General features: G+C 47.0%; 14 protein-coding genes. 8 read left to right on the top strand and 6 right to left on the bottom strand.

The window, feature by feature from the left end:
* Nucleotides 1-13: 13 nt before the first annotated feature.
* The 4 genes from BCT27_RS00440 (at nucleotide 14) to BCT27_RS00425 (ending at nucleotide 3,251) form a co-directional block, all read left to right on the top strand.
* Nucleotides 14-1,162: a mannitol-1-phosphate 5-dehydrogenase gene (locus BCT27_RS00440; protein WP_102316195.1), complete on the top strand. Its 1,149-nt coding sequence runs from the start codon at nucleotides 14-16 to the stop codon at nucleotides 1,160-1,162.
* A gap of 76 nt (nucleotides 1,163-1,238) precedes the next feature.
* The gene (locus BCT27_RS00435; protein WP_026025168.1) at nucleotides 1,239-1,769 is read left to right on the top strand and encodes an MltR family transcriptional regulator; all 531 of its coding nucleotides are present in this window, start codon (nucleotides 1,239-1,241) and stop codon (nucleotides 1,767-1,769) included.
* Nucleotides 1,770-1,944: 175 nt separating this feature from the next.
* Nucleotides 1,945-2,412, top strand: a complete 468-nt coding sequence (locus tag BCT27_RS00430) for an ASCH domain-containing protein (protein ID WP_102394721.1) — start codon at nucleotides 1,945-1,947, stop codon at nucleotides 2,410-2,412.
* Nucleotides 2,413-2,438: 26 nt separating this feature from the next.
* A complete protein-coding gene (locus BCT27_RS00425) occupies nucleotides 2,439-3,251 on the top strand; it encodes a carbon-nitrogen hydrolase family protein (RefSeq protein ID WP_102394720.1) in 813 nt (270 codons plus the stop codon).
* Between the two features lie 94 nt (nucleotides 3,252-3,345).
* On the opposite strand, the gene BCT27_RS00420 is transcribed toward BCT27_RS00425, so the two are convergent.
* Both BCT27_RS00420 and BCT27_RS00415 read right to left on the bottom strand, forming a co-directional pair.
* Complete coding sequence (locus tag BCT27_RS00420; protein WP_102316062.1) at nucleotides 3,346-3,687, bottom strand: Fis family transcriptional regulator; 342 nt, start codon at nucleotides 3,685-3,687, stop codon at nucleotides 3,346-3,348.
* Nucleotides 3,688-4,013: 326 nt separating this feature from the next.
* A complete protein-coding gene (locus BCT27_RS00415) occupies nucleotides 4,014-4,529 on the bottom strand; it encodes an RNA methyltransferase (RefSeq protein ID WP_102316194.1) in 516 nt (171 codons plus the stop codon).
* 376 nt (nucleotides 4,530-4,905) lie between these two features.
* Between BCT27_RS00415 and yqfB the strand changes: the two genes are divergently transcribed.
* On the top strand, nucleotides 4,906-5,250 hold the full coding sequence (gene yqfB, locus BCT27_RS00410; protein WP_074925228.1) for a N(4)-acetylcytidine aminohydrolase: 345 nt from the start codon (nucleotides 4,906-4,908) through the stop codon (nucleotides 5,248-5,250).
* Between the two features lie 60 nt (nucleotides 5,251-5,310).
* On the opposite strand, the gene BCT27_RS00405 is transcribed toward yqfB, so the two are convergent.
* Together BCT27_RS00405 and BCT27_RS00400 are read right to left on the bottom strand one after the other, a co-directional pair.
* The gene (locus BCT27_RS00405) at nucleotides 5,311-6,558 is read right to left on the bottom strand and encodes a cysteine desulfurase-like protein (protein WP_102394719.1); all 1,248 of its coding nucleotides are present in this window, start codon (nucleotides 6,556-6,558) and stop codon (nucleotides 5,311-5,313) included.
* Nucleotides 6,536-7,171: a 2OG-Fe dioxygenase family protein gene (locus BCT27_RS00400; RefSeq protein ID WP_102394718.1), complete on the bottom strand. Its 636-nt coding sequence runs from the start codon at nucleotides 7,169-7,171 to the stop codon at nucleotides 6,536-6,538. Before BCT27_RS00400 ends, BCT27_RS00405 begins: the two co-directional genes overlap by 23 nt.
* A 342-nt stretch (nucleotides 7,172-7,513) precedes the next feature.
* Here BCT27_RS00400 and BCT27_RS00395 point away from each other — a divergent pair, with 342 nt between their 5' ends.
* Entirely contained in the window at nucleotides 7,514-8,650 is a 1,137-nt protein-coding gene (locus tag BCT27_RS00395; protein WP_241908472.1) for a GNAT family N-acetyltransferase, read from the top strand.
* On the opposite strand, the gene BCT27_RS00390 is transcribed toward BCT27_RS00395, so the two are convergent.
* A complete protein-coding gene (locus BCT27_RS00390; protein ID WP_102316058.1) occupies nucleotides 8,651-9,229 on the bottom strand; it encodes a GNAT family N-acetyltransferase in 579 nt (192 codons plus the stop codon).
* Between the two features lie 108 nt (nucleotides 9,230-9,337).
* Entirely contained in the window at nucleotides 9,338-9,706 is a 369-nt protein-coding gene (locus BCT27_RS00385; RefSeq protein ID WP_017008682.1) for a hypothetical protein, read from the bottom strand.
* A 518-nt stretch (nucleotides 9,707-10,224) separates the two neighbouring features.
* Here BCT27_RS00385 and BCT27_RS00380 point away from each other — a divergent pair.
* Entirely contained in the window at nucleotides 10,225-11,238 is a 1,014-nt protein-coding gene (locus BCT27_RS00380) for an ArsJ-associated glyceraldehyde-3-phosphate dehydrogenase (protein ID WP_102316057.1), read from the top strand.
* Nucleotides 11,239-11,262: 24 nt separating this feature from the next.
* Nucleotides 11,263-12,492, top strand: a complete 1,230-nt coding sequence (gene arsJ / locus BCT27_RS00375) for an organoarsenical effux MFS transporter ArsJ (RefSeq protein WP_102394716.1) — start codon at nucleotides 11,263-11,265, stop codon at nucleotides 12,490-12,492.
* Nucleotides 12,493-12,578 lie beyond the last annotated feature (86 nt).

The raw sequence follows: 12,578 nt of genomic DNA, 5'->3' as shown, positions 1-12,578 counted from the left end.
CGAGGGTCAGAACATGAAAAAAGCCGTACATTTTGGCGCAGGGAATATAGGTCGTGGTTTTATCGGAAAACTGTTGGCTGATTCCAACGTGGCAGTGACATTTGCAGACGTAAATGGCCCCTTGGTTGACCAGCTCAGCCATGATCAACAATACAATGTCCGTGTCGTCGGTAACGAAAGTAAAATTGACGTGGTGAATCACGTGACAGCGGTAAACTCCATGAGCCCAGAGCTCATCGAACAAATCGCAACAACGGATTTAGTCACAACCGCAGTGGGTCCAAATGTATTAGATAAAATCGCACAGACCATTGCTAGCGGCCTTAAAAAGCGTTTTTCCATTGGCAACATGACACCGCTTAACATCATCGCGTGTGAAAACATGGTACGCGGCAGTACACACCTAAAAGGTGAGGTGTATCGTCACCTCGATGAGCAAGCACAACAACACGCCGATAACTTGGTGGGTTTTGTTGATTCAGCTGTCGATCGCATCGTTCCCCCGATGGAGGCAGCGAATGACGACCCTTTAGAGGTCACGGTTGAAAGCTTCAGCGAGTGGATAGTCGACGACCAGCAATTCAAAGGTGAAATACCTGACATTGCCGGCATGGAGAAAACCAGCAACTTAATGGCATTTGTCGAGCGTAAGCTCTTCACGCTGAACACGGGCCATTGCATTACCGCGTATCTTGGTTGCCTGAAAGGCCATAGAACCATTCGAGAAGCCATCAGCGACCCGATGATCCGCAATGACGTGACACAAGCCATGATGGAAAGCGGCGAAGTGCTCATTCAACGCTACGGCTTTGATAGAGAACGCCACTATGCATACATCGACAAAATTCTAGAACGCTTTGCGAACCCGTTTTTGGTTGATGATGTCTCACGCGTAGGCCGAGAGCCCATCAGAAAACTTGGCGAGAACGATAGATTAATCAGACCATTACTCGGTACAATGGAATACAACACCTCAAATGAGGCTCTAGTGAAAGGCATTGCGGCTGCGCTCAAGTATACAAACGACACAGATCCGCAAGCCATTGAAGTTCAATCATTCCTAGAGAAAAACGGTGTGGTTAAAACGCTTGCGCACTTTTCCGGATTAGATGAAAACGGCAAAGAGGCGGAGAGCATTGAGTCAATCTACCACCAGCTTTAAACGCATTCGCAAGGCGGATGAAAAAACAGAGAGGGAGCGTAAGCTCCCCTACCTAAACATGATGTTTAAGGACAAAATGCCAGCACCCATTGACGAAGCAGACATTTTAGAAAGGCTCAACGCAGCACCGTCTGTTCGTGGCTTTTTCATCACGGCGGTAGATGTCTTCAGTGAGGCTATTGATGCGTTAGTACAACGTATTTTCCGTAAAGACGATTTTGCCGTGAAATCGGTTGTCGGGCCATTGCTCGAAGACTCCGGTCCGTTAGGTGATCTTTCCGTTCGATTAAAGCTCTTGTTTGGCTTAGGCGTGCTTCCTAGCGAATTGTTTGAAGACATCAACGATGTCATCAAGCTAAGAAACGAGCTCAACAACGACATGGAAGAGTACAGCTTCACTGACCCTTTCATTCTCAATGCCATCAAGAACCTTCACTTAGTCAATAAAATGGGCATGGTTCGTCTTGATATACAAGAACCAGATGATGATGTTGACGTGATGTTTTACCAGCTTCAACTCAAACGCCAGCAGCAAATGATTGCCTCGGGTCTGTCGCTTGCCATTGTCGAAATCTGCAATGAATTAAACCGCGAAAGCCCCTTCTAACCCCGGGTAACAACCTTTCACCCTGTTATTGCATTTACCACCCAACATTTAACATCATCTTACATTTTGCTTGGCAACAATGAAGTTATTACGCAGACGCGAAATATCGCATCCGGTACGATAACCGACGCTATTTTTTCTCCTATTTTGCCCAACACGAGTAATACTTCACACCATGGACGACAGAAGTCAGCATTTTCTAAACCAATATTTGAGGACGCTTTCTGACATAGAACGCGCCAATCATACTTCCTTTTCTTCTGATTACTTTTGCGCAGACGCACTCAACGCCAACCTTTGCGCCGACCTCATCCAACGCGGGGAAAAACGCGCAGCGTGCGGCCTGGAATACTGGTATTCACACAAAAATGAACCTCGCCCACAAATCGGACATCTTCAGGTCGTCACGGATTGGTCTGGGGAACCTAAATGCATTATTGAAATCCAATCCGTTGATTCTTGCCCTTTCAATCAAGTGACCGAAGAATTCGCCGCCTTAGAAGGTGAAGGCGATAAGAGTTATGCGTGGTGGCGAGAAGCCCACTGGACGTTTTTTAGTAAGGAATGCGAAGAGCTAGGCATTGAGATAACTGAAGATGCCATGCTTGTACTGGAACGATTTCAAGTGGTTTATCGCGGTTAGTCGTTCGCGAGTCAGAGTATATAAAAATGAAGAAAAATTTACGTATCGCGTTGGCACAGCTCAGCGTAACCAAAGGCAGCATCCGTGCGAACCTACAAAAACACATTGAACTCATCGAACTTGCTGCCGAACAGCACGCGAATGTTATTGTATTTCCAGAGTTATCACTCACAGGCTACGAGCCCGATCTTCTTGAAGAATTGGCATTCACATCAAGCGATGAGAGCGTGTTGGCGCTGTCTCGTCTTGCGACCTATCACAACATGGTCATTGTTTGCGGATTGTCGTTACAAAACGAAAACGAAGCAGGTGAAACGCAGGGGAAACCCTACATCGCTGCCGCGATTTGTCAGCCTTCTCGAACGGTGAGTTTCTATAGGAAACAGTACCTTCACGAAGGGGAAGCGACTTTTTGCGCCCGAGGGAAAGATAACGTGATGTTGTCAGTCAAAGGCAACAAGCTCGCACTGGCCATTTGCGCAGACTTTAGTGACCCTCAACACGCAAAAGACGCACAAGAAGCCGGCGCCGACATTTACCTTGTCTCCGCGCTCATTTCCCAAAATGGCTACGAACATGACAGTCAGTTGCTTGCAGACATTGCAAAAACGCACCGTTTCCCTGTGTTGCTTTCCAACTTTGTAGGAGAAACGGGGGGATGGGAAACCGCAGGCCAAAACCGAGTGTGGGACATAAACGGCGGCAAGTCCGAAAAGGGTTGCACCATACTAAACGGTATTCTTTTATGTAGCCTTACCGGCAACGAAGTCTTGTCTTCCCAATTTCATCCGGGCACGGCACGGCCAATGGTTGAAGATCCTTTAACCGTGATCGCCTAACATCAAAAAGGCGAGCCAATGCTCGCCTCTTTTATTCTCTCTTGCTTTTACAGGCTAGACTTTTCTATCACGTCTGTTGAATGCGAGTCAGGCATTACGCCAAACGTTTCGCCCAGTTTCCACCATGAACATTCATGCAACTTTCTTCCGAATCGAAGAAGACATGACGTGCTACGTGTTTAACCGTGATCCCAAGGTTACTCAGTGTCTTTTGAATCGTCGACAGGAGTTGATCATGGCCACCGTTCTCGGAAAACGTCGCGAGTTGAGCATTGGTATCAAACACACAGATGATTTTTAAGCTCAGAGGGAAATACGAATAATCAACGGTATGCGTCAGCCATTGAAACCCTTCAATCTCTTCAAGCGCCGTTTCACAAACGTCCGTTAGCGCGATGCGCAGTTCATTGTCCATTTTCTTGTCTGTTTTACGCATGCGCTTTGCTACCTAACGTTGTTAATACTATGTCGCGGAAGACAGGTATGCCCAAGTATAACCTCAAGAAGCAGGCTTCAGAGCCTCTCATTTCGTTCAATTTGAGGACAAAGCCCGACGTCATGTTGGGCCATTTCGAGGTTTTCGTCAGGAAACGTGCTTGATCATACCTTGCAGACTCCCTGTCATCGCGTCGGCGGTCAGATCGTCAGTTGCAATTGCTTAATTGCTTAATTGCTTAGCTGCTTAGTTGCTTAGTTGCTTAGTTGCTTAATTGCTTAATTGCTTAATTGCTTAATTGCTTAATTGCTTAGCACTATTCGCAATTAGTCAGGCTTATTCACGCGAAGCGTATTTCGGTTGTCACGGCTAGAAAGAATCAAATCGTCACCGAGCTCAATGTTCTCAGCCTTTGCCAAACGGTCATAAAGAAGCACATTCACAGACGCGGCTAGGTTCATACAACCTACCGTCGGCACGTAAACAACATGATCAGCTCTGTCTGCCACATCTTGTGCAATAGAACCGTCTTCGGGCCCGAAAATGTAAATCGCGTTTTCTGGGTGTACAAAGTGTGGAAGTGGCTGAGCACCGAGTGCCAATTCAACACACACGATTTTCATGTCTGCGGGTAAATCATCAAGAAACGATTCCACCGCAGTCAATGGAATGGTGTCTGCGGCACTTTTCGTGTCGGTGTAGAACTTGACCGCCCTGTCATAACGTTGGCCCGTGTATCGTACTTCATCTGCTTGGTAACAGCCTGCAGCACGCATAACAGCACCCACGTTTTCTGGGCTTTTAGGGTTACTTAATCCAATGATGACGGTCGATTCTTTCAAAGTGATTTTCTCTTCTATATCTATAGCGGGTTGAGCCCAAACAAGGGGCGGCATTCTAACAAAGCGGCGTGCGTTTCCCCACACAGTTTCGATGTCTACCGACGATTTCTTTATGCAGCCCTTCAAACTAACGGCTTTTTCCAATCGATTTTGCCATTACCTTTCAGTCTATCTCCCTCTCTGTGGTCTGCTTTTCACATGAGCAACACAACGAGATCTCGTGACTTGTTCCAAACATGCAGCGAAAAGCGCCTAACTCGCTGACAATACTCACCCGTTTTAGTGAATAGGCATCAAGGTGAAATTTATTGACGCACTTCACCATGCAATGTGCTTTAATGCGCCACTTTGAAATTGGCGAATACAGGCTCGAACTGTGAATCAAGCACCGACGAAAATTACCTTTTTTGGCTGGCTAACGCCGCTGATTGTTAGCGGAAAGAAGACCATCACTATCCGTGATAAATCAGAAAGCCATTACGTGCCAGGCACTCGCGTGGATGTGCACACGTTAGAAACTGACGAATATGTCTGCAAAATCGACATTGAAGCCGTCAATGAAATCACGTTTGATGACATCGGTGAAGAGCACGCAGCCCAAGAATTTTTGCCGCTTGATGAGTTAAAACCTCTCATCCGCGAAATCTACCCTAACGATGATGTGTTCTACGTGATCAGCTACGCCCTAGTAAGCGAAGAAAACACAGAAAACGAAGAATAAAAAAAGCCGACGCAGGCTTAATGCCGCGTCGCCTTTTTGTCTCACCTATACAGATTGAAATTAACGCTTGAGCACAACGCTTAATGCATCGAAAAAGCGATCAATTTCCTGATGCGTGTTGTAGTGCATCACGCCCGCTCGCAGTATTCCGCCTTTCTCTGTCACGCCAAATGCATCCGTCAGTTTGTCGGCGTACAAATGCCCGCTCCACACATAAATTTGCTGCTTGCCCAGCGCTTCAGCCACATATGCAGGATCAATATCGCCAAAGCGTAACGCAAACGTCGCAGTTCTGCCTTCAACGCCGTCAACCCCATACAAAGTCACACCATCAAGGGATGCCAGTTGCTCAAGGAAATACGTGGCAAGCGCTGATTCATAAACGTGAATATGGTGATATGCGGTTTCCAATTTATCACGTAACGTCTCGCCTTCGCCCAGAGAGGCAATGTATTCAATCGCCGCAATGAACCCGCTGAGCGCTTCGAAATTGAGCGTGCCTGTTTCCCAACAATGTGGTGGCGTGATCGGGGCAGGTTCTACTTTGTATGGCGCAACGCTCGACAGCCATTCATGTTTTCCATACAAGAAACCAAGATGCGGCCCATAGAATTTGTACGCAGAGCCAGCAAGAAAATCGACGTCCAACGCCACAACATCCATCAGTTGATGCGGCAGTAAATGCACTGCATCCACAAACACTTTCGCGCCAACACGGTGACATTTCTCAATGGCGGCTTTCAAATCCGTGATAGTACCGGTGATGTTACTGGCGGCAGTCAATGCCACCAATCGTGTTTTCTCATTCAACAACGCATCCAGCGCATCAAGATCTAACGCTCCCGTGCGATCTTTTATCGGCAAATGATGCACATTCACGTTTCTGTCATGCGCTGCCATGATCCAACTTGATCGGTTCGCCCCATGATCGGCTTCGGTGACGATCACGTTATCTCCCGCTTGCCATTCTTGGCTCAACGCACGGCTGAAACTGAATGTCACAGACGTCATGTTCGCACCAAAGAAAACATTATCTGGCGATGCCGCGCCCACCAGCGTCGCTGCATATTCTCTCGCCTTTGCCACCACATCCACGGTTTCACGGCTTACGGTAAATTTTCCACCAAGGTTTGAGTTACCCGCTCGCAAATAACTGCTAATAGCGTCAATCACGCATTCAGGGAATTGGGTGCCGCCAGGGCCATCAAGATAGACGGGATGAGAACCATCAATGTCTCGCTGCAACGCAGGAAACTGACGGCGCAGTTGTTCAATGTTTGTAGCATTAAGCGGTAAAGACAAAGACATCGCGGATCCCCTCTTCGCCAGATTGGCTAGATAACGTTTCAGATATGTGGTGGTAGTAGCGTGCATCATCAAGAATGATGAACTGGTTAGGTTCAAGTACCGTATTCAGGTGAGGATGTTGATCAACGGGCGACGTAAATATCTGCGTGAACCCGCCTGCGATATTTTTACGTTGAACACAGAAAATACCCACAAAACGAAAGCCATCTTGGTGAATGCCCTCAGGTGCAGGGGCAGACGTATCATTCACCGAGCAGGTTACACGAATTTGGTGAACATCCACTTGTGCACCTTCTTTCTCGATGCCAGTTGCACTCGCGAAGGATTTCAACAAGTGTTGAAATGCAGGTGTTTGAATCATGTCGTCTGACATAGGTGCAAATTCCCTTAGCACATCACCCACCACACGGTTCACTTCAGAAGATTGCATAAACGGAGCGTGAGCTAACCGAGAGATACTGCCAGAGGATGAAAGCGTAAAACGCGCATAGCTCCTAAAACGAACATCACTGTCCACGTAAGGGTCGCGTTTTAGCGAAGAAAAATAAGGCGTTAATGTGTCAGCAACTTCTGAAGGTGTCTGAAATGCTTCAATTAAAAAGGTGTTTTGCATATCTCATTCCTTTTGACGACAAAACAAAACCCAATCTGTTAATGGGTTGTTAAGGTTTATATTAAGCCAGCATATAACACATTAACAACACTTAAATCCATTTATATGCACATATTCCAGTTTATAATTTGGTCAATAATAGGATATGGAACATCATGACGCCATCTAGGTTAAACATAGTGTTTTGTACCATGGTTGAGAGTATTCAAGAACCTCTGTGCTTTTCCCGAAACCTTTAGTTTCTATTGGTTGTATTTCTGTCTGATATCTCGTTCACTATCAAGGCTGAATTTCACTATTAACAATAAAATCAACAACGGAGTGATTCAAAAGCTGATGACCATGGAATGTAAGGTAATCTCGACAATCGAGGAGTTTGGTAAAGACGCGTGGAACGCGTTGCTACCTAGTGATTATCCGTTTATTCAGTATGAATTTTTCTATTCACTTGAAAAGAGCCAAGCTGTAAGCGCCAAAACTGGCTGGTTCCCACAATATATTGGCGTATACCGCCATCAAACGCTCGTCGGTATCGCCCCTTGTTTTATCAAAGCACATCCTTATGGTGAGTATGTGTTTGATTGGTCATGGGCAGAAGCTTATGAAGATGCAGGCATGGAGTATTATCCCAAGCTCGTCTGCGCAGTACCGTTTACGCCATCCTCCGGCCCTCGCCTACTCGTGTCCGCAAATGAAGACAGCGCCGAGATATACCAGCACCTACTGAGCGCCATGCAAACGCTCGCCAAACAGCGAAAGTGTTCCGGTGTTCACGTCTTATTCCCAACGCAAACATTGTGCGACACCTTAAAGGAAAGTGGTTTTTTGGAACGCCGCGACGTCCAGTTCCATTGGTTGAATCGTGGGTATACCTGCTTCGATGATTTCATGGCAAAGCTCACCTCACGCAAACGCCGTACCATTCGAAAAGAACGTCAAAGCATCGGTGATCAAGGCGCAACCGTCCATGTGCTAGAAGGTGAGGCGATCACCAGCGCACATTGGGATGTGTTTACCCACTTTTATCAAATGACTTACCTCAAACGCTCAGGGCACACCGGCTATTTAAACAGTGAATTTTTCCATCACCTCGGGGAAACCATGTTAGACAAGGTCGTCTTGGTGTTTGCTGAAGCCTATGGCGACTATGTGGCGGGGGCGCTTTACATCAAATCGAATGACACGCTTTTCGGTCGATATTGGGGAAGTTTGTCAGATTTCGAAAACCTGCATTTTGAATTGTGTTACTACCAAGGTATTGAGTACTGCATTGAACACAGCATCACCACTTTTGACGCGGGCGCTCAAGGTGAACACAAGTTAATACGGGGGTTTGAACCAGTAATTACTTATTCTGGACACTACCTAGCACACCAGGGTTTCCATGATGGCATTGCAGAGTATCTAACGCGCGAGCATGACATGATCCAGCAGTACTATGACGATGCATTTCAACATCTGCCTTATAGAAAGGCATAGTCACTTATTCACCTCGTCGGGTGGATGGTGCAGCTTGTGCCACATCTGCGAGGTGATTTCATAAAGGCAGTGCTCAGCAAGCGGGTGACTTGCCGCAATGCTCGGATGAAAAAACTGAAATTGTGTATCTCGCATACCCAGTTTTTTCATCACGGCTTGTGAAGGCATGTTATCTAGCACTGTAAATGATACAACACGTTGAAGTTGACTTACCTCAAACCCAACGCGTAACACTTCGCTGGCCGCTTCTGTGGCATAACCTTGGCGATGAAACGCCGAGGCGATTCGCCAACCAATCTCATACACATATTCGCCCATTACCTGATAATCGGTGAAATTGATACCGACGGTGCCAATGAGCTCTCCGGTCGATTTCAACGTGACCGCCCAATAAGACACCCCCGTTTCATCCCATTTACTGGCAATGCGCGATAAGGTGTCTTCGCTTTGGGTACGAGAAAGCGTGGCAGGAAAGTAGCGCATGACAAAAGGGTCTGCGTTCATCGCAGCAAAAGGCTCTCTGTCTTTTTCCTGAAAACGTCGTAACACCAGACGCTCAGTATGAAGCTCCTTCCCCATTTAATTCCTTTTAAGTCAAAAACTAGGCACAAAAAAGGTGGCTATTAAGCCACCCTTCTAACTATAGGCGAACGCTAACAAAACGCGCATGTTAACGATTGTTAGTGATTACGTTGTTTGCAAACGCGCTTTCACTGCCGCCATTCGTGTTTGCACAAATTCACGGTACTTAAAGTAGCCATAGGTCGCAACCAAAGAGAAGAACAGGTACGACAGTGCGAAAACGAAAGGTGATGTGATCAATTCGCGTTCAAGGCTCCACATCACGCCAAACACAGTGATACCCATTTTGACCGCAAATCCTGAAATCAGAAGTAGCAGCGCCAATTGTGGATAATTTGTATGGCGGAAGCTCAGCCAATAACAACACCCAACAGCAACCGTAGCGAGAGAAAATCCAACCATATAGGAATGGACATGCTCACCCGCGAGGATGCCGCCAACAACAGACAGAAAAACAACCAAGAAAAAGGCCATTTCTACTCCAAAATGAGAGTTAAATAAAACATTGAGCAAACTTTGCTCACCTGAAGCGTATTTTTACATATTTCTGTTCTGACTGCGAAGGGGGTGCTTTTTACATTTGCGTAACACAATTATACAAAATCAGGCGGTTATGGAACCATAACTGCCTTATTTGTTGAGGTTTTATGTGTAGAGAATGCGTTAACAAATTGTTTATTTATTACAAGTGGAAACCTTTTGTTACGATTGTGATGGACTTTTATGCGACGAATGCAAAGAAATCGTCAGCAACAGATAAGTAATGGCGGCATTTACCTTTACGTTAAGGTTGTAGGGTTGCTCAAAATGCCTGATTCAAACGACATCTCATGCGTAATTTCTGACAGCACATGCCAAGATGAAACACCAATCAGACATTTTTAACGTTGTCGTTAAAACTTCACTTTACATATGGAAATACGAATATATGATTTTCCATATGTAAATTCTCAACCTTAAAGACTGCGCATTCAGCGAAAAAGGAAAACGCAATGACAATTAAGATCGGTATCAATGGATTCGGCCGCATGGGTCGCCTCACTTTCAGAGCAGCATTCAATCAAGCAGATGTGGAGTTTATTCGCATCAATGATCCCGAAGGCGACGCAGCGACCCTCGCCCACCTGATCAATTTCGATTCCGTTCATGGCCGTTGGGAGCATGAAGCCGTTGCCGATGGACAAAACATGATCATTGGTGAGAACACCCTTCAATGCACACAGAATACAGCCATTGGTGATACTGATTGGTCTGATTGCGATATCGTGATTGAAGCCTCTGGTAAGATGAAAACCAAAGCACTGCTCAATGCTTACCTTGAACAGGGTGTGAAGCGCGTGGTTGTTACAGCCCCAGTGAAAGAGGATGGCGTGTTAAACGTCGTTATGGGCGTTAACCACCATGAATACGATGCCGAAAACCACCCTATCGTGACAGCAGCATCATGCACCACCAACTGTCTTGCGCCTGTGGTTAAAGTCATCCACGAAAAACTCGGTATCGTCCATGGCTCAATGACGACCATTCATGACATCACCAACACGCAAACCATCATCGATGCGCCGCACAAAGATCTGCGCCGCGCACGTGCATGTGGTTCTTCTTTGATCCCAACAACAACAGGCTCAGCGACGGCTATTACGCACATTTTCCCAGAGCTAAAAGGGCGATTGAACGGACACGCTGTTCGCATTCCTTTGACCAACGCATCATTGACCGATTGTGTTTTCGAAGTCAGCCGTGCAACCACGGAAGAAGAAGTGAACACACTGCTGAAAGACGCCGCGAACAGCGAACTGAAAGGCATTCTTGGCTATGAAGAGCGCCCGCTAGTGTCTGTTGATTACAAAACGGACCCACGTTCCGGCACCATTGATGCCCTGTCCACCATGGTCATTAACGGCACACAGGTAAAACTGTACGTGTGGTATGACAATGAGTGGGGTTATGCAAACCGTACTGCTGAGCTTGCACTGATGGTCGGCCGTCAAGACAAAGCACAATAACCGTATACGGGAAGACATTTCACCATGCCATTCGCTTCACTCTCCACTGAGATAAAGCAATATCTCATTGTTACGGGCAACTACTGGGCATTCACGCTCACCGACGGCGCACTGCGCATGTTGGTGGTGCTGCATTTCAACGCGCTGGGCTACAGCCCGTTAGAAATCGCCATGCTGTTTTTGTTTTATGAGTTCTTTGGTGTCGTCACTAACCTCGTTGGTGGTTGGCTTGGCGCGCGTATCGGCCTAAATCGCACCATGAACATTGGCCTCGGTTTACAAATCGTGGCACTCGGCATGTTACTGGTGCCTGCTGGCATGTTGACGGTCGCTTGGGTGATGGCGGCGCAAGCCTTATCGGGTATCGCAAAAGACCTCAATAAGATGAGTGCGAAAAGCGCAGTCAAAACCCTGGTGCCTGAGAATGCAGAAGGCACACTGTACAAGTGGGTTGCAGCGCTGACAGGATCCAAGAACGCGCTGAAAGGTGCAGGTTTCTTCCTTGGCGGCGCATTGCTCTCGGTGCTTGGCTTTCAAGGGGCGGTTGCAGTAATGGCAGCCATGCTGTTGCTGGTATGGATAGGCAGCTTGCTGTCATTGAAAGCCGAACTCGGCACGTCTAAGAGCAAGCCAAAGTTCACGCAGATTTTCTCGAAAAGCTTACCCATCAACGTCTTGTCTGCGGCGAGAATGTTTCTGTTCGGTGCACGTGATGTGTGGTTCGTTGTCGCACTTCCCGTATTCTTAACCACTCAGCTAGGCTGGGATCACTGGTATGTCGGCGGGTTTCTTGCTGCTTGGGTGATTGCGTATGGCATCGTTCAAGGCTTCGCGCCAAAAATCACGGGTAAAGCACAAGGGAGAACACCAGACGGTCGTTCAGCAATGTATTGGGCGGCAGGTCTTGCCATTATTCCCGCGCTGATTGCGCTAGCACTCAGCCAATCTCTCGCACCTGAAATATCCATTGTGGTGGGTTTATTGGTATTTGGTGGTGTCTTCGCGATCAACTCGTCACTGCACAGTTATCTCATCGTGAGTTATGCACGCAGCGATGGCGCATCTCTTGATGTTGGCTTCTATTACATGGCGAATGCCTTGGGTAGATTGTTTGGCACCTTGTTGTCAGGTTGGGTTTACCAAGCCTATGGTCTTGAAGCGTGCCTGTGGATTTCTAGCGCCATGCTTACAACAGCTAGCGTGGTTTCCTATTGGCTACCCCGCCAAATTGAAGTAGAAACACGCACCTCTTGATCTCTCTATCGTGAAACGGTTTTCTCACCCAAAACAAAAGAGGTTGGACAATGTCCAACCTCTTTTTCGTTTGTCTCTGTGCCTTT

This window comes from Enterovibrio norvegicus (genome assembly GCF_002876705.1).
Classification (GTDB): Bacteria; Pseudomonadota; Gammaproteobacteria; order Enterobacterales; family Vibrionaceae; genus Enterovibrio; species Enterovibrio norvegicus_B.
The sequence above is the reverse complement of the archived record's forward strand: the minus strand, read 5'-3'. Positions and strand labels throughout refer to the sequence as shown.

What these genes read in the sequence shown, in the direction of transcription:
- BCT27_RS00440 (WP_102316195.1), top strand. Translation starts at nt 14, where the DNA reads ATGAAAAAAGCCGTACATTTTGGCGCAGGGAATATAGGTCGTGGTTTT.
- BCT27_RS00435 (WP_026025168.1), top strand. Translation starts at nt 1,239, where the DNA reads ATGCCAGCACCCATTGACGAAGCAGACATTTTAGAAAGGCTCAACGCA.
- BCT27_RS00430 (WP_102394721.1), top strand. Translation starts at nt 1,945, where the DNA reads ATGGACGACAGAAGTCAGCATTTTCTAAACCAATATTTGAGGACGCTT.
- BCT27_RS00425 (WP_102394720.1), top strand. Translation starts at nt 2,439, where the DNA reads ATGAAGAAAAATTTACGTATCGCGTTGGCACAGCTCAGCGTAACCAAA.
- BCT27_RS00420 (WP_102316062.1), bottom strand. Translation starts at nt 3,687, where the DNA reads ATGCGTAAAACAGACAAGAAAATGGACAATGAACTGCGCATCGCGCTA.
- BCT27_RS00405 (WP_102394719.1), bottom strand. Translation starts at nt 6,558, where the DNA reads ATGTCTTTGTCTTTACCGCTTAATGCTACAAACATTGAACAACTGCGC.
- BCT27_RS00400 (WP_102394718.1), bottom strand. Translation starts at nt 7,171, where the DNA reads ATGCAAAACACCTTTTTAATTGAAGCATTTCAGACACCTTCAGAAGTT.
- BCT27_RS00395 (WP_241908472.1), top strand. Translation starts at nt 7,514, where the DNA reads ATGGAATGTAAGGTAATCTCGACAATCGAGGAGTTTGGTAAAGACGCG.
- BCT27_RS00390 (WP_102316058.1), bottom strand. Translation starts at nt 9,229, where the DNA reads ATGGGGAAGGAGCTTCATACTGAGCGTCTGGTGTTACGACGTTTTCAG.
- BCT27_RS00385 (WP_017008682.1), bottom strand. Translation starts at nt 9,706, where the DNA reads ATGGCCTTTTTCTTGGTTGTTTTTCTGTCTGTTGTTGGCGGCATCCTC.
- BCT27_RS00380 (WP_102316057.1), top strand. Translation starts at nt 10,225, where the DNA reads ATGACAATTAAGATCGGTATCAATGGATTCGGCCGCATGGGTCGCCTC.
- arsJ (WP_102394716.1), top strand. Translation starts at nt 11,263, where the DNA reads ATGCCATTCGCTTCACTCTCCACTGAGATAAAGCAATATCTCATTGTT.